The sequence below is a fragment of the Burkholderia sp. AU16741 genome, assembly GCF_002223345.1.
Lineage (GTDB): Bacteria > Pseudomonadota > Gammaproteobacteria > Burkholderiales > Burkholderiaceae > Burkholderia > Burkholderia sola.
Genome location: NZ_NKEZ01000003.1, coordinates 1,337,811 through 1,358,698, shown reverse-complemented (window position 1 = coordinate 1,358,698; position 20,888 = coordinate 1,337,811). Strand labels below are relative to the sequence as shown.

The following is a 20,888-nucleotide window of genomic DNA, read 5'->3' as shown; positions in this document are numbered from 1 at the left end:
GGCTGAAAGGGGGCGATGGAAAACGACGCGAAGCATAGCACTGCGCCGCGCCCGCGGGTCTTCCCCGTCGGGCTTCCCGTAGGGCGCGGCGCGCGAACCGTCGCGGACGTGCGGCTCAGCCAAGCCAGTGCTGCACGGCCCAGGTGATCGCGTAGCCGCCGGCGATCAGCCACACGTACAGGATCAGGCCGGTCATCAGCGCGCGCGGGCCGGCCGCGCGGATCTGCGCGACGCGCGTCTCGATGCCGAGTGCGGTCATGGCCATCGTCAGCGCGAAGGTGTCGAGCACGTTCAGCGTATGCGTGACGTCCGCGGGCAGCACGTTCAGCGAATTGACGATCACGAAGCCGAGGAAGCCGAGCGCGAACCACGGCACCGCCACCTTGCGCTGGCGTTGCGTGCCGCCGGCCGCGTCGTGCGCCGAGCGTGCCGAACGGGCGAGCCACCAGCCGAGCGCGAGCAGCACCGGCACCAGCAGCATCACGCGCGTCATCTTCACGATCGTCGCGACGTGCACGACCTGCGGGCTGATGTCGCTCGCCGCGCCGACCACCTGCGCGACCTCGTGGATCGTGCCGCCGAAGAACAGGCCGAGGCCGGCCGGATCGAGGTTCAGCAGCCCGGCGTGATAGGCGAGCGGATACAGGAACATCGACAGCGTGCCGAACAGCACGACGCTGCCCACGGCCATCGCGCTCTGGTGCGGCTTCGACTGCAGCGTCGATTCGAACGCGAGCACGGCGGCCGCGCCGCAGATCGCGCTGCCGGCGGCGGTCAGCAGCGCGGCGTCGCGGTCGAGCTTCATCAGCTTCATGCCGACCCAGGTGCCGATCGCGAGCGTGCTGACGACGACCAGCGCCGATACCGCGAGGCCCGGCAGCCCGACCTGCGCGATTTCCTGCAGGCTCACGCGCAAGCCGAAGAACGCGACCGCGATGCGCAGCAGCTTGCGAGCGGAGAAATTGACGCCGGCCGCCCAGCTGGCCGGCATGCCGTCGCGCAGCGCGTTGCCGTACAGCGCGCCGGCGACGATGCCGACGATCAGCGGCGACAGGCCGAGCCCCGCGATCGCGGGAAGCTCGGACAGGCTCGTGACGGCGGCGGCGAACAGCGCGACGAACAGCACGCCGTTCAACTGGCCGCGCATCGACGGCGCGGCGTGGCTGATAGGGGAAGTCGGAGCAGTAGACATGGAAGCACCGTGATGGACCGTGTGGCGATGGTGTAATCCTAATTTCGTTATATCGATATGAAAAATTGTGATTTGTGACGTAAAGTATCAGGAACGCCGATAATTTCTGCCCATGACCCCGGATCAACTGATAACGTTTGCCGCCGTCGCCGAGCATCTGAACATCAGCCGCGCCGCCGTCGCGCTGCATCTGTCGCAGCCGGCCGTGTCGGGCCAGTTGCGGCTGCTGCAGGACGAGTTCGGCGAGCCGCTGTACCAGCGCGACGGCCGCGGCATCCGCCTGACGCCGGTCGGCGAGCAGCTCGCGCAGTACGCGAAGGCGCAGCGCGATACGTTCGCGCAGGCGCGTGCGTTTCGCGATGCGGTGCGCGGGCTGGAAGCCGGCACGCTGCGCATCGGCGCGAGCACGACGCCCGCGAGCTATCTGCTGCCGTACCTGATCGCGGCGTTCCAGCCGCGTGCGCCCCGCGTGGCGATCCAGACGATGAGCGGCAATACGGCCGACGTGGTCGCGGCGCTGCCGTCGCTCGACATCGCGCTGATCGAAGGGCCGCCCGGCGAGGCGCTGCCGCCCGGCACCGCCGTGCATGCATGGCACGAGGACGAGATCGTCGCGATCGTGCCGGCTGGCCATCCGCTCGCGGCGCCCGGCCACGACGCGGGCGTGACGCTCGCTGCGCTGGCCATGCATCCGCTCGTGCTGCGCGAGGCGGGCTCCGCCGTGCGGCAGCTCGTCGAGCGCGCGTTCGCGCATGGCGGCGCGCCGATGCGTGTCGCGTTCGAGATCGCCGGCGTCGAAGCCGTGAAGGAGGCCGTGCGCGCGGGGATGGGCGTCGGGTTCGTGTCCGCGATGTCGCTGCGGCACGAGGATGCGGCGCTCGTGCCGCGCTCGCTGGCGCCCGCGCCGCTCACGCGGCACTTTTCCATTCTCGTACCGCATGGCGGCGCGCCGTCGCGGGTCGCCGTGCAATTCCTCGAAATGAGTCTTGCGCAGGATCTCGCGTAGGCGCTCGAAGCCGCGCCGGGAACATGCATTGCATACGGCCGGGGCGCGTATTCGCGTCACGACAGAGCCTTAGGGATTTCCTCTATGGCGTGTGTCCGAAGCGAAGCGCACCATCCGTCTCAAGCAAATGGAACCGGTTCCATTCCGGTGAAAAAGGGCAATATGGCAGACATCGTGATCGTGGCGAGCGCATTCGGAATGGACCGGGTGCGCCAGGAGGGCCACAGTGCATTCATCGCGACCGTGGCGGCATCCGGCGCGGCCGGTTTCGAAGTGCGGCGCGAACTGTTCGCGTCGGACGACGACACGGCGCCCGGCGCGCTGGCCGCGCTCGGCGCGCAGATCGCCGGCCACGGGCTGTGGTCGGTCTATTCGACGCCGGATTCGCTGTATACGGAAACGGGGGCGCTCGATGCCGACGCATTGCGCGACGCGCTCGCGCAAGCCGACGCGCTCGGCGCGCGCTTCGTGAAATTCCAGCTCGGCGGCTTCGCCGGCGATGCGCACGCGGCGGAGATCGACGCGCTGTCGCGCGGCGCGCGGGCCCGCGTGGTGGTGGAGAACGGCCAGCTCGAGGTCGGCGGCGCGTTCGCGCAGTTCCGCGGGCTGTTCGACGCGCTCGCCGATGCCGGCCTGCCCGACGCGCTCGGCATGACGTTCGACATCGGCAACTGGCAGTGGCGCGGCGAAGCGCCGCTCGATTGCGCGCAGGTGCTCGCACCGCATGTGGAATACATTCATTGCAAGGCCACCGAAGGCGACGGCGCGCGTCGTTTCGCCGCCGCGCCGGCGCCGAACGACCCGCTCGTGACCGGCGTGCTCGCGGCGCTGCCGCAGCATGCGCCGCGCGGCATCGAGTTCCCGTTCGACGCGGCCGACCTGGCCGGCGATGCGTGCCGGCGCGTCGCGTGGCTCGCGACCGCGTAACGGCGGCAGGATCCTGAGGAGTTCAGTCATGAAAGCAGCACTCGATGTCGTGACCTACGGCGAAGCGATGGCGATGTTCGTCGCGACGGAGCCGGGCCACCTCGCGCACGCCGGGCAATTCGCGAAGCGGATCGCCGGCGCCGATCTCAATGTCGCGATCGGCCTGTCGCGGCTCGGCTTCCGGGTCGGCTGGATGAGCCGGGTCGGCAGCGATTCGTTCGGGCGCTACGTGCTCGACACGCTGGCGCGCGAGGGCATCGACGCGTCGTGCGTGACCGTCGATCCGCGCTACCCGACCGGTTTCCAGCTGAAGTCGCGCAACGACGACGGCAGCGACCCGACCGTCGAATATTTCCGCAAGGGCTCGGCGGCGAGCTACCTGTCGTGCGACGACTACGTGGCCGACTACGTGCTCGGCGCGCGTCACCTGCACCTGACGGGCGTCGCGCCGGCGATCTCGGCGACGTCGTGCGAACTCGCATTCCGGCTCGCGCGCGAGATGCGTGCGGCCGGCAAGACGATCTCGTTCGACCCGAACCTGCGTCCGACGCTGTGGCCGTCCGCCGACGTGATGGCGAAGACGCTGAATGCGCTCGCGACGCTCGCCGACTGGGTGCTGCCGGGTCTGGCCGAAGGGCGGCAGCTCACCGGGCACGACACGCCGGCCGACATCGCGGGCTTCTATCTCGCGCAGGGCGCGCGCGGCGTCGTGATCAAGCTCGGCGAGCAAGGCGCGTATTTCCGCACGGCCGACGGCCGCGAAGGCACGATCGCAGGCGAGCGCGTCGACAAGGTCGTCGATACGGTCGGCGCCGGCGACGGCTTCGCGGTCGGCGTGGTCAGCGCGCTGCTCGAAGGGCGCAGCGTCGAGCAGGCGGTCGCGCGCGGCAACCGGATCGGTGCGCTCGCGATCCAGGTGATCGGCGATTCGGAAGGATTGCCGACGCGCGACGCGCTCGACCGGCTGGAAAAGGTCAGCAATCGCGCCGATCGCCTAGAGGAAACCGTCACCGCGCAATGAGAGGCCGGACACGGCACGATCCGCGGATCCATTTCGTGCTTCATGCACGGTTTTGCATGAGACCGGACGACGCAACGATGCGCCGATGCCGGTCTACTCAGGAGACACTCTGATGGCAGCCAATCTCGCAGCTCGACGCTGGTGGACGATCATGCCGATCGTCTTCATCACGTACAGTCTTGCCTACCTCGATCGCGCGAACTACGGGTTCGCGGCGGCGGCCGGCATCAACCAGGATCTCGGCATCAGCAAGGGCCTGTCGTCGCTGATCGGCGCGCTGTTCTTCCTCGGCTACTTCTTCTTCCAGATCCCCGGCGCGATCTATGCGGAACGCCGCAGCGTGAAGAGGCTCGTGTTCGTCAGCCTCGTGCTGTGGGGCGGTTGCGCGGCGCTGACCGGCGTGGTCAGCAACATCCCGTCGCTGATGGCGATCCGCTTCGTGCTCGGCATCGTCGAGGCGGCCGTGATGCCGGCGATGCTGATCTACATCAGCAACTGGTTCACGAAGAACGAGCGCTCGCGCGCGAACACGTTCCTGATTCTCGGCAACCCGGTCACCGTGCTGTGGATGTCGATCGTGTCCGGTTATCTCGTGCATGAATTCGGCTGGCGCCACATGTTCATCGCCGAAGGCGTGCCGGCCGTCATCTGGGCCGTGTGCTGGTGGGTCCTCGTGCAGGACAAGCCGGCCGATTCGCCGTGGCTCAGCGCGCAGGAAAAGCGCGATCTCGACGCCGCGCTCGCGGCCGAGCAGGCGGCGATCAAGCCGGTGCGCAACTATGGCGAGGCATTCCGCTCGCCGGCCGTGATCAAGCTGTGCGCGCAGTATTTCTGCTGGAGCATCGGCGTGTACGGCTTCGTGCTGTGGCTGCCGTCGATCGTGAAGAACGGCTCCGACCTCGGGATGGTCGCGACCGGCTGGCTGTCCGCGCTGCCGTACCTCGCGGCGACGATCGCGATGCTCGCGGCGTCGTGGGCGTCCGACAAGGTCGGTTCGCGTCGCGGTTTCGTGTGGCCGTTCCTGCTGGTCGGCGCGGCCGCGTTCGCCGCGTCGTACGCGCTCGGCTCGTCGCATTTCTGGATCTCGTATGCGTTGCTGGTCGTCGCGGGCGCCGCGATGTATGCGCCGTACGGCCCGTTCTTCGCGATCGTGCCGGAACTGCTGCCGAAGAACGTCGCCGGCGGCGCGATGGCGCTGATCAACAGCATGGGCGCGCTCGGCTCGTTCGTCGGCTCGTATTTCGTCGGCTATTTGAACGGCGCGACCGGGTCGCCCGTCGCGTCGTACGCGTTCATGAGCGCCGCGCTCGTCGCCGCGGTGATCCTCACGCTGTCCGTCAAACCCCAGGCGCGCGATGCGCATCCGCTCGCCGCGCCGCTGCAAGGAAAATGAAACGATGAAGCCCCGTATCGTCGCGTACAAGCCGCTGCCCGATGACGTTCTCGCGTACCTGCGCGAGCATGCGGACGTCGTGCAGGCCGACGGCGCCGACGCGCTCGCCGCCGCGCTCGGCGACGCCGACGGCGCGATCGGCGCGAGCCTGAAGGTCACGCCGCAGATGCTCGATCGCGCGCCGCGGTTGAAGGCGTGGTCGACGATCTCGGTCGGCTACGACAACTTCGACGTCGCCGATCTCACGCGGCGCGGCATCGTGCTCGCGCATACGCCGGACGTGCTGACCGAGTCGACGGCCGATACGGTGTTTTCGCTGATCCTGGCCTCCGCGCGGCGCGTGGTCGAACTGGCCGAGTGGGTGAAGGCCGGCCACTGGCATCGCAGCATCGGCCCGGACCTGTACGGCACCGACGTGCAGGGCAAGACGCTCGGCATCGTCGGGCTCGGGCGGATCGGCGGCGCGGTCGCGCGTCGCGCGGCGCTCGGCTTCCGCATGCAGGTGCTGTACGCGAACCGGTCCACGCATGCCGAGGCCGAGACACAGTACGGCGCGCGGCGCGTGACGCTCGACGCGCTGCTCGCGCAATCGGATTTCGTGTGCCTGCAGGTGCCGCTGTCGCCCGACACGCGCCACCTGATCGGCGCGCCCGAATTCGCGAAGATGAAGCGCGGCGCGATCCTGATCAACGCGTCGCGCGGGCCCGTCGTCGACGAAGCCGCGCTGGTCGATGCGCTGCGCGCGGGGACGATCCGCGGCGCGGGGCTCGACGTGTTCGAAAAGGAGCCGCTGCCGGCCGATTCGCCGCTGCTGCGGATGAAGAACGTCGTCGCACTGCCGCATATCGGCTCGGCGACGCATGAGACGCGCCATGCGATGGCGCGCTGCGCCGCGGAAAACCTGGTCGGCGCGCTGGCCGGCACGCTGCGCACGAATCTCGTCAATCCGGATGCGCTGGCGCACGCCTGAGTCGTCGCCGCAACCGGCGCGACGCGGCGCAGGCGCCGTTAGAATCGATGATCTTGGTGCCGGAGGGCTGGCTGCGTTATGATCGCCCGCGCTCGTCGTATCGACGGCCGGCCACGCGGCCGGCGGCGTCGCGCGACGGGCATCCGCGCCAGGTCCGGTGCGGCCGGCTGCCGTAGCGCGCGGCTGACGGGCGCGGCTCGACGGCGCAGCGCCGGGCCGGTACAGGCGCCCACGCGCCAGGACAGGGGAGGCCGCTGGTTGGCTTACGTTTCCAACAACAAAGGTCCGTCTGCTCGAGAAGCGGCGCGGATCGTACGTCGCGAGGCACGACAGTGACCGATTCGCAACCTTCCACGACGCGTCCGGCGACGATCAGCGACGTCGCGCGCGAGGCCGGCACGGGCAAGACCAGCGTTTCGCGCTATCTGAACGGCGAGACGCATGTGCTGTCCGTCGATCTGCGCCAGCGGATCGAGGCGGCCATCGCGCGGCTCAACTACCGGCCGAACCAGATGGCGCGCGGGCTCAAGCGCGGCCGCAACCGGCTGCTCGGCATGCTCGCGGCCGACCTGACCAATCCTTACACCGTCGAAGTGCTGCAGGGCGTCGAGGCCGCGTGCCATGCGCTCGGCTATATGCCGCTCATCTGTCACGCCGCGAACGAAGTCGAGATGGAGCGCCGCTTCCTGCAACTGCTCACGACCTACCGCGTCGAAGGGCTGATCGTCAACGCGCTCGGTGCCGAGGAAGACGTGCTGCGTCCGCTGCGCGGCGCCGGCATTCCGGCCGTGCTCGTCGACCGCACGGTCGAGGGCTTCGAGGCCGACCTGATCGGCCTCGACAACGCCGATGCGATCGAGACGGCGCTCGGGCACCTGGTCGAACACGGTTTCGACGCGATCCATTTCGTCGTGCAGCCGTTCGAGCACGTCAGTTCGCGACGCGTGCGCGAGACCGCGTTCCGCGCGGCGCTGGCGGCGCGCGGGCTGCCGGCGCCGCCGACGGTCGTGCTCGATCTGAACGAAGCGGACGCGGCCGCGGCGGCGCTCGCCGACGTCGATGCCCGCATCGACGATGCGGCCCGGCGCGGCGTGCGCGCCGCGCTGTTCGCCGCGAATGCGCCGGTCGCGCTGGCGATCGCGCGCCATCTGCGCGCGCGCTTCGGCGCCGCATGGCAGCAGCAGGCGGCGCTGCTGTCGATCGACGATCCGGAATGGGCCGAGCTGATCGGCATCACCACGATCCGTCAGCCGACCTATGAAATCGGCTACAAGGCCGTCGAATTCGTGCACGAGCGGATCGACGGCGCGGCCGGCGACGTGCGCGTCGCGATGCTGCCCGGCGAGTTGATCGCGCGCGCGTCGACCGCAAGCTGAGTATCATTCGGGGCACGCGGCGCGTCAGGTGCGCTGCCTCGAACCAAGGAAATACATGACTGTCGCTCCCGTCACGCTGGCGGCGCTGATCGCCGCCACGCTGATCATCGCGCTGCTGCCGCTCGTTCTCTACCGCTTCCTGCGCAAGCCGCTTGCGCTCAACCGCCGCGACACGATCGTCGGCGTCGCCGTCTTCACGCTGTTCGCGATGATCCTCGAGCGCGCATTCCACGGGCTCGTGCTGAGCCACACGCCCGAGGACGGCTGGCTGACGCAGCCGCTCGCGTTCGTCGCGTACGGCGCGCTCGCGTCCGCCGTATTCGAGGAAGTCGGCCGCTATCTCGGGATGCGTTTTCTGAACCGCCGGTACGGCGCATCGGCCGGCGACGGTCGCGGGATCGGCTACGGAATCGGCCACGGCGGCGCCGAAGCGTGGTTCGTCGGCGTGCTCGTGTGGGGCCAGTGGTCGTATCTCGCGTGGCTCGCGAGCCGCGGCCAGCTCGAGACGCAGCTGGCCGACCTGCCGGTCGACACCGTGGTGCGGCTGCACATGATGCTCGCGACGCTGTCGGCCCAGTCGATCTTGCTGTTGCTGCTCGAACGCTGCGCGGCGTTCGCGGTGCAACTGGCGCTGTCGGTGCTGGTGTGGCGCGGCGTGCAGGCCGGCCGAATCGCCGTGTTGCCGCTCGCGATTGTGCTGCATGCGCTCGCGGCGACGCCGACGCTGCTGTACCAGGTGCGCGTGCTGCCGGCCGCGTGGGTCGAGGCCGCGTATTTCGTGCTGGCCGCAGTCCTGGTGGTCGTGCTGGTGAAGACGTGCCGGCCGTCGCGTGCGGCGGCCTGACGGGAGAGACGGAATGGACGACTATCTGATCGAATGCCAGAGCGCGGAATTCGACGCGCTCGCGCGCGTGATCTGCGATCTCTTTCCGGAGCAGACGCGCTTCGCCGAAAGCAGCGACGCGCGCGGGCGCTTCCTGTCCGTGCACTGGCTCGCGATGCGGTTCGGCGCGGTGCCTAAGCGGATGACGCTCGACATCCGGATCGTGCCGGCCGCGCTCGCGCGCTACCTGGCGCTCAAGCCGATGCAGCGCGCGCGCAGCCATGCGGTGCTGCATGCGTATACGGAAGCGATGCTCGGGTCGCTCGAAGAACGGCACGCGGCGGGCGAGGCCGTCGAGCGCGACGCGGAACTCGAACTCGACGAAGATTTTGCGTGAGCGGCGGCGCCGGCATCGGGCCGGCGCGGTGCATTATGCGTCGCGGTAAACCTGCGCGAAGCGCTGCGCCTGCACGACGCCGTAGTCGCCGGGCGCATACTGCATCACCCAGTCGCCGGCCACGCCGCGCAGCGTGTCGCCGTTTTCCGAGCGGGCGATCGTAAACGGTTCGTCCATCCGGCGCGCGAGCACGACGGCCGGCCGATTGCGATAGGCACCCGGCGTGCCGGGCGCGAGCGCCGGATCGGCGGGCAGGTATTTGGCGTCGAAGCGCGCGCGCGACACGACCCAGCGGTCGCCCGTCGAGCCGGTGATCAGCGCGTCGCCCGCGACATAACGGTTCGGGCCTTCGAGGCTCATCAGTTCGCCGTCGGCATCCGCGAACGACACGGCGACGGTTTCGTCCTTGACGACGCGACGGGCCTGCGGATCGGTATGCAGATCGAGTTGCTTGAGTTCGAGCATGGCGGGGAAGGGCGGGAAACCGGGAAAAGCCGGGAGCTTATCCCGAATTCGGCGCGCCGTGTGACGCGCCGTCGCCGATCGCGCCGTTCGGCCCGGGCGGGCCCGCACGGCGCCGGCAGGGAGGCCGTCAGGGCTGCGCGGGCGCGCTCGCGGCCGGCGCGGCGGCCGCCTTGCCTTCCTTGCCCTTCGTCTTGCCCTTGCCGCGGTGCTCGCCGCCGTGATGCAGCCAGTTGCGGAAGGTCGTGTCGGCCAGCGCTTTCTGCTCGGCCGGGAAGCTCTCGTAGAGCGGCGCGAATGCGTCGGCGAGCTTCTTCGCGCCGTCGGCGTTCGCCTGCGACAGTTCCGCATACTGCTTGATGTCGTCGAGCGCGGACACGTCGCGCTTGGCCATCCGTTCGCTATAGAGGCGGCCCATCGTGGCGCCGTTGTCGCGCATCGTATCGGCGAACGTCTTCCATTGCGGCTCCTGCGCCGACGTGATCTTCAACTGGTCGTGCAGATACTTGATGCGCTCCTCGATGCGCGCTTCGTGGCGTGCCGCGCGTTGCTCGGCGCTCGGTGCCGACGCCGCGACCGTCGTGGCCGGCGCCTGGGCGGGTGCTTGCGGCTGCGCCGGGGTTTGCGCGAATGCGCTGGCTGCAACGACGAGCGTAGCGAGGGTGAGCGAGATTTTCTTCATGGTTGGCTCCCGGGGTGGTGTCTTGCGAGCGGGCGCGGCGGCCATCGCCGCCGGCGCGGATCTCGCGTCGCCCATTATTAGTAGCACGTTGCCTGCAGGGCGGCAGTGAATGCGACACTTGCTTACATCCGATACGAATCGAAATCGAAGCGTCGAAGCCGGGCCATACCGGTTGGGCGTGCACGCGTTCGGCGCTATCATCGCGTCACTTTCCACTCCGTCGGCACGTGCGTGCCGGCCCAGCGTCATGCGTCCACCCCGCCTCGACCAACTCGACGATCTCGACCGGCAGCTCGTCGCGCTGCTGCAAGCCGACGCGCGCGCGAGCGTCGCGGATCTCGCGCGCCAGCTCGACGTGGCGCGCACGACGGTCGTCGCGCGCATCGCGCGGCTCGAACGCACCAACGTGATCGCCGGGTACAGCGTGCGGCTCGGGCAGGACGTGCTCGACGCGAGCATCTATGCGTACGTCGGCATCATCCTCACGCCGAAGTTCGGCAAGGACGTATTGCGCAAGCTCGACCGGATGCCGGAAGTCCAGTTGCTGTGCGCGGTGAGCGGCGAGTACGACTACGTCGCATGGCTGCGCGCCGATTCGCCCGAACGGCTCAACGATCTGCTCGACCAGATCGGCACGCTCGAAGGCGTCGAGCGCACGACGACGTCGATCATCCTGTCGCGCAAGATCGATCGCGGGACGATCGGCGGCTGAGTTGTTGTACGTCGCGCCGCGCATGACGAACGGCGCGAGCGCATGCGCGGCGCAGGCTTCGTTGCGTCACGGGCGCCGGGATCAATGTCGCGTAGGTGCCCGCACGTATTCGCATCGGCCTTCGCTGGACATCATGATCGGCACGGGCGCCCGTCGCCATTCTTTCGCGTACTTCACGCGTCTCTCCCGAATCGCCTTCCGTATTCCGCTTCTACCGGCGTGTCGCACCTGACGCATGAGCAGTTCGTGCGTTCGGAACCACGCCGTACGTCGTCTTCGCGCATGCAATGCACAACCGTCCGCCAACGGGTGGTTTGCGACAGCCTTGCCACGCGATTTCTAGATGGATTGGTCGTTTCGACGAAATATATCGTCATAACGTCGAAACTATAGGTCGTTTCGCATCATTCTTCGTCTTGGAACTGATTTTGAGCGTCCCTACACTGTGTTCATGGCTCGACGCCGTACACCCACACCAACCCATCATCAGGAGATAAGCGCATGAAAATCGCCATCGTCGGCGCAGGTCTGATCGGCCACACCATTGCTCACATGCTGCGCGAAACGGGCGACTACGAAGTCGTCGCGTTCGATCGCGATGCGGATGCGCTCGCGAAGCTGTCGCGCGAAGGCATCGCGACGCAACGGGTCGACTCGGCCGACGCGAATGCGATTCGCGAAGCGGTGAAGGGCTTCGATGCGCTCGTCAACGCGCTGCCTTACTACCTCGCGGTCAACGTGGCCGCCGCCGCGAAGGCCGCGGGCGTTCATTACTTCGACCTGACCGAAGACGTGCGCGCCACCCATGCGATCCGCGAACTGGCCGACGGCTCCGACCGCGCGTTCATGCCGCAGTGCGGCCTCGCGCCGGGCTTCATCGGCATCGCCGCGCACGAGCTCGTGAACGGCTTCAGCGAAGTGCGCGATGTGAAGATGCGCGTGGGCGCGCTGCCGGAATATCCGACCAACGCGCTGAAGTACAACCTGACGTGGAGCGTCGACGGCCTGATCAACGAATACTGCCAGCCGTGCGAGGCGATCCGCGACGGCCGCAAGCAGTGGGTGCAGCCGCTCGAAGGCCTCGAGCACTTCTCGCTCGACGGCACCGAATACGAAGCGTTCAACACGTCGGGCGGCCTCGGCACGCTGTGCGAGACGCTGTCGGGCAAGGTCGAGACGCTCGACTACAAGTCGGTGCGCTACCCGGGCCACCGCGAGCTCGTCCAGTTCCTGCTGGAAGACCTGCGCCTGTCGACCGATCGCGACACGCTGAAGTCGATCATGCGCCGCGCGGTGCCGTCGACGAAGCAGGACGTCGTGCTCGTATTCGTCACGGTGACGGGCGTGAAGGACGGCCAACTGGTGCAGGACGTGTTTACGCGCAAGATCTTCGCGAAGGACGTGTGCGGGATGCACATGAGCGCGATCCAGATCACGACGGCCGGCGCGATGTGCGCGGTGCTCGATCTGTTCCGCGAAAAGAAGCTGCCGCAGAGCGGTTTCATCCCGCAGGAAAAGGTGTCGCTGAAGGCGTTCCTGGCGAACCGTTTCGGCAAGCTGTACGAAGGCGGCACGATGGAGCGCATGCACGCGGTTGCCTGACTGTCGTCGTTACCAGACGATTCGCCAGCCAGTCTCCGGCACGAGGGCCGTACGACGCCGGGAGCGCAGCAGCGCTTCCGGCGTCGTTTTTTGCGGGAAGGGAAAGCGCGATCAGGCCGGCAGCGGCGGGACGATCGTCGCCGGTTGCGGCGGCGGCACGATGCGGTACAGCAGCGCGTCGATGTCCGCGTCGGACGGCGCGGTGTTGTCGAACATCACGATACCGTCGCATTCGCGGCCGGTCGGCACGAAGCGGCGCTGCCGGTATTCGTCCCAGTGCGCGAGCTTGTACGCATCGTTCGGATTGGCGCGCGCGACGATCCGCCGATGCGCGACGTCTTCCGACGTGTGGACCCAGACGACCGTCAGCGTGACGTCGGGCGCGATGCCGAGCCATGCGCGATCGAGGATGCGCCGGTCGCGCACTTCACGCGACAGCGGGCCGACGACGAGCGCGCCGATGCCGAGCGAAAGATTTTCACGGGCCGTGTCGAGCAGGCCCTGGTATTCGGGATCGCGAAGATGTTTCAGGTAGAGCGGGCTGTCGCGGTCGTTCGGATCGTCCGTGAGCGCGGCCATCGCGGCCGCGCTGTAGCGGCCGTACAGCGTGTCCTTGTCGAGCAGGCAGAACGCCTCGCCGGTCGCGCGCATCAGCGGCCCGATGAGCCGCTTCGCGAGTGTGGTCTTGCCGGTGCCGGCGTGACCGCAGAAGAACACGAGATGCGTCACGAATACCGGCTCCCCGCGTCCCGGCGCGACGTGTCGCCGCGCTTGTCGTCGCGCGAGAACACTTCCGCTTCCAGCCACATCGCGTTGATGATGCCGAAGCCGAGCGCCACGCCGATGCCGAGTATCCACGAGAAATACCACATAGGTCTGTCTCCTTGACGGTGGGGCCGCACGGCCGTTGTGCATTGCGCAACGCAGGCCCGGCGGGCCTGTCGGCGTGCCCCGACGCGCGTGCCGCGGCGCACGCAGCACGATCATGACCAATATCGGCGGGCCGCGCAAGCCGGGCCGTTCGTGCGGCAACCCGGTAAACTGATGCGCAAACCGCAACATCGTGGACAACATGCTGATCAACTGCGCTGCTTACCAGGATGGCCGCAAGCTGGCCGATATCGACATCGACGCCATCAGCGATTACGTGTCGAAGCCCGAATGCTTCGTATGGGTCGCGCTGAAGGATCCGACGCCCGAGGAAATCGACCTGATGGGCGAGGAGTTCGGGTTGCACGAGCTTGCGCTCGAGGATGCCCGCAAGGGCCATCAGCGGCCGAAGATCGAGGAATACGGCGATTCGCTGTTCGCGGTGCTGCATACCGTCGAACTCGACGACGACGGGGAATTCAAGGTCGGCGAACTGAACGTGTTCGTCGGCCCGAATTACGTGCTGTCGATTCGCAACCATACGGAGCACGATTTCCGCGACGTGCGCAAGCGCTGCGAGCGGGAGCCGCATCTGCTGCGGGAGGGCTCGGCGTTCGTGTTCTACGCATTGATGGACCAGGTCGTCGACCGGTATTTCCCGATCCTCGAAACGCTTGGGGCCGAACTCGAGGAACTCGAGGATCGCATCTTCGCGAAGGCGACACCCGCGTCGTCGCGCGCGATCATCGAGGATCTCTATTCGCTGAAGCGCCGGCTCGTGCTGCTGTACCAGCACACGGCGCCGCTGATGGAGCCGCTCGCGAAGCTCACCGGCGGGCGCGTGCCGCAGGTCTGCAGCGGGATGGCGGCTTACTTCCGCGATGTGTACGACCATCTGCAGCGGATCGTGAAGACGATCGAAGGGCGCCGCGAGATGGTCGTCACCGCGATCCAGGTCAACCTCGGGATGATTTCGCTCGCGGAGAACGAGGTGACCAAGCGGCTCGGCTCGTTCGCCGCGCTGTTCGCGATACCGACGATGATCGCCGGCATCTACGGAATGAACTTCGCGAACATGCCCGAGCTGCACCTGAAATACGGGTTCTACGGCTGCATCGCGGTGATGGCCATCGCCGACCTCGCGCTGTGGTGGCGCTTCAAGCGGGCAGGGTGGCTGTAGGGCCTGTTTACGCCGGCCGCGGCGCGTGCTTGCCGACCACGACGCGCCACGGCCGCACGCGCCACGATTTCACGAGGCCGTTCTGCACGTACGGATCGGCGCGCGCGAACGATTCGGCCGCTGCCGGCGAATCGCCTTCGAACACGAGCACGGCCTGATCGGCCGGCTCCGCCAGCGCGCCGGCGAGCACGAGTTCGCCGCGCTCGGTCGCGGCCTGCGCGAGCGCAAGATGCTCCGCACGGAATGCGTCGCGCCGCGACAGGTAATCGTCGACGAGTTCGTAGATCAACTGGTAATGCATGATCGCTCCGGGAGTCGGTTTCCGCCGCGGGACAGTGGGCGGCCGGCTCAGTATAGGGCACCGGGAAAGCCGTGGGCCACGGCGTTTGCCGGCGCGCCGGCGGGCATTCGCGGGCGCGCTTTTGAATGTCGCATCCGGGCGGTATCTTCTTGTTTCCCTAGATAAATGCAACTAACGGTCGAACTTCTCGTCATCGGCCAATTGTCGAGCTCATCCGCCTTTACACAGGCACCGCCTAAATTCGTCTACAAAAATGAGGGGCTGCCCAAGCCTGTTCCGAGGCGGAATTTCGCCTGCCGGCGAGGGCGGCGAGCGATGAAAAGGGGCCGGTGGCCGGCTGTGGGCCATCTGCACGGGGCGCCGCGCAAGGGCGTTTCCATTGGGCCGAAATGCGACCTATGCTGAACGAATCCGGAGCGAACGCCGTTCGCCCGATTGGCCCGATTTGCCCAGACGAGGTGCGCCATGCCGGTCTCAGCCACCCTGCAGGATTGCCTGCGCCAGAAGTCATCGCGGTACGAAGTCGTGTACCACCCCTATAGCCATACGAGCATGGAGACGGCTGCCGCCGCGCACATTCCCGGCGATCGCCTCGCGAAAACCGTGCTCCTCGAGGACGCCGAGGGTTACGTCGCCGCCGTACTGCCGACGACGCACGCCGTGCGCCTGTCGGACCTCTGGGTGAAGACGGGACGCCATCTCGTGCTCGCCCGGGAGGTCGAATTACGCGAGCTGTTCAAGGATTGCGACATGGGCGCGCTGCCGCCGGTCTGCATGGCGTACGGGATGAAGACGTTCCTCGAGGAACGCCTCGCGCAGCAGCCGGAAGTCTATTTCGAGGCCGGCGATCATGAGGCGCTGATTCACATGACGCAGGACGAATTCCTGATGCTGATGGAGACGGCCGAGCGCGCGCATTTCTCGCACAGGATGCAGGGGATGATGCTGTCCTGAGCGATGTCGGTGGGGCGTCGAGAAAGCCCGCGCGCAGGCATTTTCGGCCGCGTTCGGTGAGGGCAATGCAGTCGTGCCGGTGCAGCGAGATCCTGCTTCGGATAATAGATTGGTTATCGGCCGCAGCCGGCGACAGCGGCACGACATGTCTGGGCGTACGACTTCGTATTCGACGAGTGCGCCGACGGCCAACAGTTGAAGTGTCTGACGGTGATCGACGAGTACACGCGGGAATGCCTGGCAATCGACGTGGCCGGATCGATTCGTTCCGGACGTGTCATCGAAGTCCTGTCCCAATTGGTCAGCCTTCATGGTGCGCTTCGTTACTTGCGTTCGGACAACGACTCAGAGTTCGTATCGAGCGCCATCCTGAGGTGGCCTGCACAGAATGGCATGGACATGGCACTCAGCGACCCCGGCAAGCCTTGGCAGAACGGCGCGGACGAGAGCTTCAACGGCAAGTTCCGAGATGAATGCCTGAGCCTGGAATGGTTTCGAACCCGCATGGAAGCGAAAGTTGTGATCGAGCAGTGGCGGCGTCACTACAATGCCATCCGACCACATTCGAGTCTGGCCTATCCGCCGCCCCACGAGTTCAAGCAGCGGTATTGTTCAGCTGAAGCAGCCGAGGCCCTTCTCCAAGATTGAAATGGCACGAAGAAATCAGGCAGGTCAAGACCCGCCGGCAGCTCGATGAATAATATGCGTGACGACTTAGTGGAAGACGAAAAATATATTGGACGTCACGAAATGGATGTTGCATTGTTCACGCATTCGATGTGATCGCAGAAAGTGTGCTGAGCGGTGCAGCAACGCGAACGCAGAGAGCGCCATACATGATTGCGGTCATGGCTCCTGTTCCCGGAGCCGGGGCCTGGACGATCCGCGGCGTGCGCGACGCATGTGCGCGTGCGTGTAGCAGGATCAGCGCAACAGGCAAAGAAAAGCGGCAAAAAGGACCTGAGAAGATGAAGGAGACGCGACGGACGCGGGCGGCATTCCGGATCGGGCGCAAACCCGACCCGGCTTCGCCGCTACGCCCAGATCGAGATCTGTTCGACCGACAACGCGGTCGCGACGGCAGGGCGGCGGAGCATGCGCTCCGTATGCGCGGCCCAATGTTCGAACCCGCGCATGTCGAGCTTCAGCATGTTCCCCCATTTGAAAAATATCAGCAGCATCGGATCGACGATCGAGTAGTGCTCGCCGAGCGCCCAGTCGCGCGCCGCGAGCCGTTCGTCAATCTGCGCATACGCAGCAAGGATGCCCGCGCGGCCTTTCGCGCGAATGCCGTCGTGCGCAGCCGGGTCTTCGCTGAAACGCGACGGATGGAAGTTGAGCGCGACCGTTCCGGGCAACACTGACGCCAGCCAGTTCATCCACTCGATGGCACGTGCGAGGCCCATCGCGGTATCGGGCACGAGCCGCGCCTGCGGAAAGCGCAACGCGAGATAGAGCAGGATCGCCGACGACTCTGTCAGCACTTCGTCGCCGGTATGCAGTACGGGCACCTTGCCTTTCGGGTTGAGCTGCCGGAATTCGGCGCTCTGCGTCGCACCGTCCTTGATCGAGACGAGTGCGAGTTCGAATGGTTCGCCCAGCTCGCGCAAGATGACGTGCGGTGCAAACGAAAGATGGCCGGGGCAGTAGAACAGCGTATGAGTTGTCATATTGATTAAGTCTCCTATTTATCTCTGGTGGAGATGCTGACCGGGTTTGTCGTGTCGACGCGTCGCATGGTGCATGACGCCCGGTCGAAAGTCAAAAGCGAAGGACGATGTGAAGGATCTTGCGGTTCGGTGAAGGCGAAGCCGGCCGGTGCGATGCGCGCGGGCCGGGATGAACGTGCGTTTCTGGAGCGTGATCGTGATGCGGATGATGAGCCTCGACGAATTGATCGACAGCGTGAAGACGTTTCTGGCCGGGATCGACCCGGGCGCGCCGGCGCGCGTGACCGCGCAGACGAACCTGCTCGACGCCAACCTGCTCGATTCGCTGTCGCTTGTGCACTTCGTGCTGTTCATCGAGCAGACGCTCGGCATCGACATCCCGATCGGCGACTTCGTGCTCGACTCGATCGCGTCGGTCGCGGCGATCTACGACCACTACGTGCTCGGCACGCCGCATGCCGCGAGCGCGTCGTGATGACGCCGGACGACCTGCTTCGTGACGAGCCGTTCGCGTATTTCGCATACGGCTCGTGCATGAACCTTGCGAGCCTGTCGGCGTCGCTCGGCTGCGACGCGGCGACGTACTTCGCGGGCGCGGCGCGGCTCGACGGCCATCGCCTCGCGTTCAATTACGCGTCGCTCAACGAGCCGGTCTGCTGCGCGAACATCGAGCCGGCTGCCGGTGCGATCGTCGAGGGCGCGCTGTACCGGTTGCCGATGCGCATGCTCGACGCGCTCGAGCGTCGCGAAGGCGTGCATCTCGGCCGCTACGTCCGCTACGCGGTCGAGGTGCTGGAGCCCGGCGGGCGGCGCGTACATGCGCTGACGTATCGCGGTGCGGTCACGCTCGATTGCGACGCCGCGCCGAGCGCGCGCTACCGCGACCTGCTGATTCGTGGGCTGGCCGACGCGGGCGTGTCGGCGGCCTATCACGACCGCACGGTCGCCTACATGGCGGGGCTGCGCGATCGGCCGCCGCGTGCGGCATGACGGAATCAAGGCATCGAGCGCTCCACAAGAGCGCCCGATCCAGCGGTGCGTTCGCGACTTCGAACGTCGACGAGCGTTTTAAAGGCGCCCTAAGCGGGCATGTGAGCAAAAGGTTGAACATGAACAAGGCTTTCGACCATCCGCGCGTCATGCGCATCTTGCGCGTTGCCTGCGACGCTGCGCCCGGGCACAACGACGTACAACGAGCCCCCCGGATCTGCGGCAACACCACGAACGGACCTCGCGAGGCCGACGCGCACCTGATCCGCGCCCGCGAGCCGGATCGACACCCGCCCGGCGTGCCGCACACATGCGTGCGGCACGCGGCACCCCGCATGCGAGAACGAGCCGACCGGAGGAGGACGGCTCGCCGCCTCGTGCGCCGGATCGCGGGTGCCGCCGTCGGGCGACGCGTGCAAGACGCCGTGCGCAACGAATGACAATCGATCGCAAACAAGGAAAAAAATCATGGAGACGCTCGTATCGACCCTATTGCCCGCAGAGCGGGCGTCGGAAGACGCCGCCTATCGCAAGGTCGCGTGGCGGCTGATGCCGTTACTGCTGTTCTGTTACCTGGTGTCGTATCTCGACCGCGTGAACGTGGGCTTCGCGAAGCTGCAGATGGCAGGCGATCTCGGGCTGTCCGACGCGGCCTACGGGCTCGGCGCCGGCATCTTCTTCTTCGGTTATTTCATCTTCGAGGTGCCGAGCAACCTGATCCTCCACCGCATCGGCGCACGCGTCTGGATCGCGCGAATCATGGTGACGTGGGGCGCGGTGTCCGCGCTGACGATGTTCGTCACGACGCCGACGGCGTTCTACGCGATGCGATTCCTGCTCGGCACCGCCGAGGCCGGCTTCTTCCCGGGCGTGATCCTGTACCTGACCTACTGGTATCCGGCCCATCGGCGGGGGCGGATCACGACGATGTTCATGACGGCCGTCGCGCTGTCGGGCGTCGTCGGCGGCCCGATTTCCGGCTACATCCTGAAGGCGTTCAACGGCATCAACGGGTGGCACGGCTGGCAGTGGCTGTATCTGCTCGAAGGGCTGCCGTCGATCGTCGCGGGTTTGCTCGTCTACGCGCTGCTCGACGACCGGATCGCGCAGGCGAAGTGGCTGAACGACGAAGAGCGCGCGCTGCTCGAACGCAACGTGAATGCCGAGGATGCGGTCAAGTCTCACCTGTCGCTCGGTGCGGTGCTCGCGAATCCGCGTGTGTGGCTGATGTGCGCAATCTACTTCTCGTTCGTGATCGGCCTGTACGGCGTCGGCTTCTGGCTGCCGACGCTCATCCATGCGACGGGCGTGGCCGATCCGCTGACGATCGGGCTGCTGTCGACGGTGCCGTATGCGCTTGCGGTGGTCGCGATGATCGCGATCGCACACAGTTCGGATCGCCTTCGCGAGCGCCGCTGGCATCTCGCGGTGCCCGGTGCGATGGGCACGGTGGGGCTCGTGCTCGCGGTCGGCTGGGCGCATCAGACGGGGCTTGCGATCGCGGCGCTGACGCTCGCGACGATGGGCATCCTCACCGCGATTCCGCTGTTCTGGAGCCTGCCGACCGCGTTCCTCGGCGGCACAGCGGCCGCCGCCGGGATCGCGATGATCAATTCCGTCGGCAATCTCGCAGGCTTCCTCGGCCCTTATCTGATGGGGCTGCTCAAGCAATTGACCGCATCAAACGACGCGGGCCTCTACATGATGGCCGGCTGCATGGCGCTGGGCGGACTGCTCGCGCTGTCGCTGCCGAAAGCGCTGGTGAACCGGTAGCGATGCGCGGCTTTTCCCCCATGCACGGAGAAAGGACATGATCCACAACGAACCCGCACTGTTCCCCGACCAGTCGATGGGCGCCTCGCCGCAGCGCTTTCGCGACGCGATGTGCCGCGTGGCGTCGGCCGTTCACGTACTCACGAGCGACGGGCCTGCCGGGCGCTGCGGCATGACGGCGACCGCCGTGCTGTCGGTGTCCGATGCGCCGCCGACGGTGCTCGTGTCGGTCAATCGCGGCAGCGTATCGGCGCAGCGGCTGATCGCGAACGAGGTGTTCTGCGTGAACACGCTCGGCGCCGCCGACCGGTTTCTCGCCGACGTGTTCGCGGGCAGGACCGCGCACGAGCGCGACGCGCGCTTCACGGTGGGCGAGTGGGGCGAGCTTGCGACGCGCGCGCCGGTGCTGGCGAGCGCGCGCATCGCGCTCGACTGCCGGCTCGTCGCGTCGATGAGCGCGGCGACGCATGAGCTGCTGGTCGGCGAAGTGGTGGCGCTGCACTGTGCGGTGCCCGACGACGACACGCTCGTCTATCTGCAGCGGGAGTTCCGCGTCGTGTGACGACGCGTGCCGACAGGATGACCGA

The 20,888-nt window shown here is 67.0% G+C and carries 24 protein-coding genes and 1 pseudogene; 17 read left to right on the top strand and 8 right to left on the bottom strand.

The window, feature by feature from the left end:
* Positions 1-115: 115 nt before the first annotated feature.
* Entirely contained in the window at positions 116-1,192 is a 1,077-nt protein-coding gene (locus tag CFB89_RS08725) for a YeiH family protein (protein WP_089467519.1), read from the bottom strand.
* 112 nt (positions 1,193-1,304) lie between these two features.
* On the opposite strand from CFB89_RS08725, the gene CFB89_RS08720 reads away from it, so the two are divergent.
* The 8 genes from CFB89_RS08720 (at position 1,305) to CFB89_RS08685 (ending at position 9,105) form a co-directional block, all read left to right on the top strand.
* Positions 1,305-2,198: a LysR family transcriptional regulator gene (locus tag CFB89_RS08720; protein ID WP_089467518.1), complete on the top strand. Its 894-nt coding sequence runs from the start codon at positions 1,305-1,307 to the stop codon at positions 2,196-2,198.
* A 162-nt stretch (positions 2,199-2,360) separates the two neighbouring features.
* Positions 2,361-3,125, top strand: coding sequence for a TIM barrel protein (locus CFB89_RS08715; RefSeq protein ID WP_089467517.1), 765 nt, complete (start codon positions 2,361-2,363; stop codon positions 3,123-3,125).
* Positions 3,126-3,153: 28 nt separating this feature from the next.
* Positions 3,154-4,146: a sugar kinase gene (locus tag CFB89_RS08710; protein WP_089467516.1), complete on the top strand. Its 993-nt coding sequence runs from the start codon at positions 3,154-3,156 to the stop codon at positions 4,144-4,146.
* Positions 4,147-4,258: 112 nt separating this feature from the next.
* Positions 4,259-5,539, top strand: coding sequence for an MFS transporter (locus CFB89_RS08705; RefSeq protein ID WP_089467515.1), 1,281 nt, complete (start codon positions 4,259-4,261; stop codon positions 5,537-5,539).
* A 4-nt stretch (positions 5,540-5,543) separates the two neighbouring features.
* Entirely contained in the window at positions 5,544-6,509 is a 966-nt protein-coding gene (locus tag CFB89_RS08700; protein WP_089467965.1) for an NAD(P)-dependent oxidoreductase, read from the top strand.
* A gap of 332 nt (positions 6,510-6,841) precedes the next feature.
* The gene (locus CFB89_RS08695; RefSeq protein WP_089467514.1) at positions 6,842-7,885 is read left to right on the top strand and encodes a LacI family DNA-binding transcriptional regulator; all 1,044 of its coding nucleotides are present in this window, start codon (positions 6,842-6,844) and stop codon (positions 7,883-7,885) included.
* Between the two features lie 55 nt (positions 7,886-7,940).
* Positions 7,941-8,729 carry a YhfC family intramembrane metalloprotease gene (locus CFB89_RS08690; protein ID WP_089467513.1) on the top strand — a complete coding sequence of 263 codons (789 nt, stop codon included), beginning with the start codon at positions 7,941-7,943 and terminating at the stop codon, positions 8,727-8,729.
* Positions 8,730-8,742: 13 nt separating this feature from the next.
* A complete protein-coding gene (locus CFB89_RS08685) occupies positions 8,743-9,105 on the top strand; it encodes a DUF3022 domain-containing protein (protein WP_089467512.1) in 363 nt (120 codons plus the stop codon).
* Positions 9,106-9,138: 33 nt separating this feature from the next.
* Here CFB89_RS08685 and CFB89_RS08680 read toward each other — a convergent pair whose 3' ends face one another.
* Together CFB89_RS08680 and CFB89_RS08675 are read right to left on the bottom strand one after the other, a co-directional pair.
* Complete coding sequence (locus CFB89_RS08680) at positions 9,139-9,570, bottom strand: PGDYG domain-containing protein (protein WP_089467511.1); 432 nt, start codon at positions 9,568-9,570, stop codon at positions 9,139-9,141.
* A 127-nt stretch (positions 9,571-9,697) separates the two neighbouring features.
* Positions 9,698-10,249 carry a Spy/CpxP family protein refolding chaperone gene (locus CFB89_RS08675; protein WP_089467510.1) on the bottom strand — a complete coding sequence of 184 codons (552 nt, stop codon included), beginning with the start codon at positions 10,247-10,249 and terminating at the stop codon, positions 9,698-9,700.
* Between the two features lie 247 nt (positions 10,250-10,496).
* Here CFB89_RS08675 and CFB89_RS08670 point away from each other — a divergent pair, with 247 nt between their 5' ends.
* Positions 10,497-10,961, top strand: a complete 465-nt coding sequence (locus CFB89_RS08670) for an Lrp/AsnC family transcriptional regulator (RefSeq protein ID WP_006481526.1) — start codon at positions 10,497-10,499, stop codon at positions 10,959-10,961.
* A gap of 501 nt (positions 10,962-11,462) precedes the next feature.
* Positions 11,463-12,563, top strand: coding sequence for a saccharopine dehydrogenase family protein (locus CFB89_RS08665; protein ID WP_089467509.1), 1,101 nt, complete (start codon positions 11,463-11,465; stop codon positions 12,561-12,563).
* Positions 12,564-12,674: 111 nt separating this feature from the next.
* Here CFB89_RS08665 and CFB89_RS08660 read toward each other — a convergent pair whose 3' ends face one another.
* Positions 12,675-13,292 (bottom strand): ATP-binding protein, encoded by a 618-nt coding sequence (locus CFB89_RS08660; RefSeq protein ID WP_089467508.1) that lies wholly within the window; start codon positions 13,290-13,292, stop codon positions 12,675-12,677.
* Positions 13,289-13,435 carry a cytochrome bd-I oxidase subunit CydX gene (gene cydX / locus CFB89_RS08655; RefSeq protein WP_089467507.1) on the bottom strand — a complete coding sequence of 49 codons (147 nt, stop codon included), beginning with the start codon at positions 13,433-13,435 and terminating at the stop codon, positions 13,289-13,291. Before cydX ends, CFB89_RS08660 begins: the two co-directional genes overlap by 4 nt.
* Positions 13,436-13,635: 200 nt before the next feature.
* Here cydX and corA point away from each other — a divergent pair, with 200 nt between their 5' ends.
* Positions 13,636-14,613 carry a magnesium/cobalt transporter CorA gene (gene corA, locus CFB89_RS08650; RefSeq protein WP_089467506.1) on the top strand — a complete coding sequence of 326 codons (978 nt, stop codon included), beginning with the start codon at positions 13,636-13,638 and terminating at the stop codon, positions 14,611-14,613.
* A 7-nt stretch (positions 14,614-14,620) separates the two neighbouring features.
* On the opposite strand, the gene CFB89_RS08645 is transcribed toward corA, so the two are convergent.
* Positions 14,621-14,914: a YciI-like protein gene (locus CFB89_RS08645; RefSeq protein WP_089467505.1), complete on the bottom strand. Its 294-nt coding sequence runs from the start codon at positions 14,912-14,914 to the stop codon at positions 14,621-14,623.
* Positions 14,915-15,379: 465 nt separating this feature from the next.
* Between CFB89_RS08645 and CFB89_RS08640 the strand changes: the two genes are divergently transcribed.
* Positions 15,380-15,868, top strand: coding sequence for an aminoacyl-tRNA deacylase (locus CFB89_RS08640; RefSeq protein WP_027784485.1), 489 nt, complete (start codon positions 15,380-15,382; stop codon positions 15,866-15,868).
* A gap of 117 nt (positions 15,869-15,985) precedes the next feature.
* Positions 15,986-16,516 (top strand): annotated as a pseudogene (locus CFB89_RS08635) (integrase core domain-containing protein); the annotation flags it as partial.
* A gap of 386 nt (positions 16,517-16,902) precedes the next feature.
* Here the strand turns inward: CFB89_RS08635 and CFB89_RS08630 are convergent.
* Positions 16,903-17,538, bottom strand: coding sequence for a glutathione S-transferase family protein (locus tag CFB89_RS08630; protein ID WP_089467504.1), 636 nt, complete (start codon positions 17,536-17,538; stop codon positions 16,903-16,905).
* 169 nt (positions 17,539-17,707) lie between these two features.
* Here CFB89_RS08630 and CFB89_RS08625 point away from each other — a divergent pair, with 169 nt between their 5' ends.
* Both CFB89_RS08625 and CFB89_RS08620 read left to right on the top strand, forming a co-directional pair.
* Positions 17,708-18,013, top strand: a complete 306-nt coding sequence (locus tag CFB89_RS08625) for an acyl carrier protein (protein WP_089467503.1) — start codon at positions 17,708-17,710, stop codon at positions 18,011-18,013.
* The gene (locus tag CFB89_RS08620; RefSeq protein ID WP_089467502.1) at positions 18,013-18,528 is read left to right on the top strand and encodes a gamma-glutamylcyclotransferase family protein; all 516 of its coding nucleotides are present in this window, start codon (positions 18,013-18,015) and stop codon (positions 18,526-18,528) included. The genes CFB89_RS08625 and CFB89_RS08620 overlap by 1 nt, the downstream gene beginning before the upstream one ends.
* 89 nt (positions 18,529-18,617) lie before the next feature.
* Here the strand turns inward: CFB89_RS08620 and CFB89_RS34090 are convergent, their stop codons facing one another.
* Complete coding sequence (locus CFB89_RS34090) at positions 18,618-18,998, bottom strand: hypothetical protein (RefSeq protein WP_144030077.1); 381 nt, start codon at positions 18,996-18,998, stop codon at positions 18,618-18,620.
* Between CFB89_RS34090 and CFB89_RS08615 the strand changes: the two genes are divergently transcribed.
* Complete coding sequence (locus CFB89_RS08615; protein WP_089467501.1) at positions 18,997-20,301, top strand: MFS transporter; 1,305 nt, start codon at positions 18,997-18,999, stop codon at positions 20,299-20,301. The two genes, CFB89_RS34090 and CFB89_RS08615, sit on opposite strands and share 2 nt — an antisense overlap.
* Positions 20,302-20,338: 37 nt before the next feature.
* Entirely contained in the window at positions 20,339-20,863 is a 525-nt protein-coding gene (locus CFB89_RS08610; RefSeq protein ID WP_089467500.1) for a flavin reductase, read from the top strand.
* The last annotated feature ends 25 nt before the right edge of the window (positions 20,864-20,888 follow it).

What these genes read in the sequence shown, in the direction of transcription:
- CFB89_RS08725 (WP_089467519.1), bottom strand. Translation starts at nt 1,192, where the DNA reads ATGTCTACTGCTCCGACTTCCCCTATCAGCCACGCCGCGCCGTCGATG.
- CFB89_RS08720 (WP_089467518.1), top strand. Translation starts at nt 1,305, where the DNA reads ATGACCCCGGATCAACTGATAACGTTTGCCGCCGTCGCCGAGCATCTG.
- CFB89_RS08715 (WP_089467517.1), top strand. Translation starts at nt 2,361, where the DNA reads ATGGCAGACATCGTGATCGTGGCGAGCGCATTCGGAATGGACCGGGTG.
- CFB89_RS08710 (WP_089467516.1), top strand. Translation starts at nt 3,154, where the DNA reads ATGAAAGCAGCACTCGATGTCGTGACCTACGGCGAAGCGATGGCGATG.
- CFB89_RS08705 (WP_089467515.1), top strand. Translation starts at nt 4,259, where the DNA reads ATGGCAGCCAATCTCGCAGCTCGACGCTGGTGGACGATCATGCCGATC.
- CFB89_RS08700 (WP_089467965.1), top strand. Translation starts at nt 5,544, where the DNA reads ATGAAGCCCCGTATCGTCGCGTACAAGCCGCTGCCCGATGACGTTCTC.
- CFB89_RS08690 (WP_089467513.1), top strand. Translation starts at nt 7,941, where the DNA reads ATGACTGTCGCTCCCGTCACGCTGGCGGCGCTGATCGCCGCCACGCTG.
- CFB89_RS08685 (WP_089467512.1), top strand. Translation starts at nt 8,743, where the DNA reads ATGGACGACTATCTGATCGAATGCCAGAGCGCGGAATTCGACGCGCTC.
- CFB89_RS08680 (WP_089467511.1), bottom strand. Translation starts at nt 9,570, where the DNA reads ATGCTCGAACTCAAGCAACTCGATCTGCATACCGATCCGCAGGCCCGT.
- CFB89_RS08675 (WP_089467510.1), bottom strand. Translation starts at nt 10,249, where the DNA reads ATGAAGAAAATCTCGCTCACCCTCGCTACGCTCGTCGTTGCAGCCAGC.
- CFB89_RS08670 (WP_006481526.1), top strand. Translation starts at nt 10,497, where the DNA reads ATGCGTCCACCCCGCCTCGACCAACTCGACGATCTCGACCGGCAGCTC.
- CFB89_RS08665 (WP_089467509.1), top strand. Translation starts at nt 11,463, where the DNA reads ATGAAAATCGCCATCGTCGGCGCAGGTCTGATCGGCCACACCATTGCT.
- cydX (WP_089467507.1), bottom strand. Translation starts at nt 13,435, where the DNA reads ATGTGGTATTTCTCGTGGATACTCGGCATCGGCGTGGCGCTCGGCTTC.
- corA (WP_089467506.1), top strand. Translation starts at nt 13,636, where the DNA reads ATGCTGATCAACTGCGCTGCTTACCAGGATGGCCGCAAGCTGGCCGAT.
- CFB89_RS08645 (WP_089467505.1), bottom strand. Translation starts at nt 14,914, where the DNA reads ATGCATTACCAGTTGATCTACGAACTCGTCGACGATTACCTGTCGCGG.
- CFB89_RS08640 (WP_027784485.1), top strand. Translation starts at nt 15,380, where the DNA reads ATGCCGGTCTCAGCCACCCTGCAGGATTGCCTGCGCCAGAAGTCATCG.
- CFB89_RS08630 (WP_089467504.1), bottom strand. Translation starts at nt 17,538, where the DNA reads ATGACAACTCATACGCTGTTCTACTGCCCCGGCCATCTTTCGTTTGCA.
- CFB89_RS08625 (WP_089467503.1), top strand. Translation starts at nt 17,708, where the DNA reads ATGAACGTGCGTTTCTGGAGCGTGATCGTGATGCGGATGATGAGCCTC.
- CFB89_RS08620 (WP_089467502.1), top strand. Translation starts at nt 18,013, where the DNA reads ATGACGCCGGACGACCTGCTTCGTGACGAGCCGTTCGCGTATTTCGCA.
- CFB89_RS08615 (WP_089467501.1), top strand. Translation starts at nt 18,997, where the DNA reads ATGGAGACGCTCGTATCGACCCTATTGCCCGCAGAGCGGGCGTCGGAA.
- CFB89_RS34090 (WP_144030077.1), bottom strand. Translation starts at nt 18,998, where the DNA reads ATGATTTTTTTCCTTGTTTGCGATCGATTGTCATTCGTTGCGCACGGC.
- CFB89_RS08610 (WP_089467500.1), top strand. Translation starts at nt 20,339, where the DNA reads ATGATCCACAACGAACCCGCACTGTTCCCCGACCAGTCGATGGGCGCC.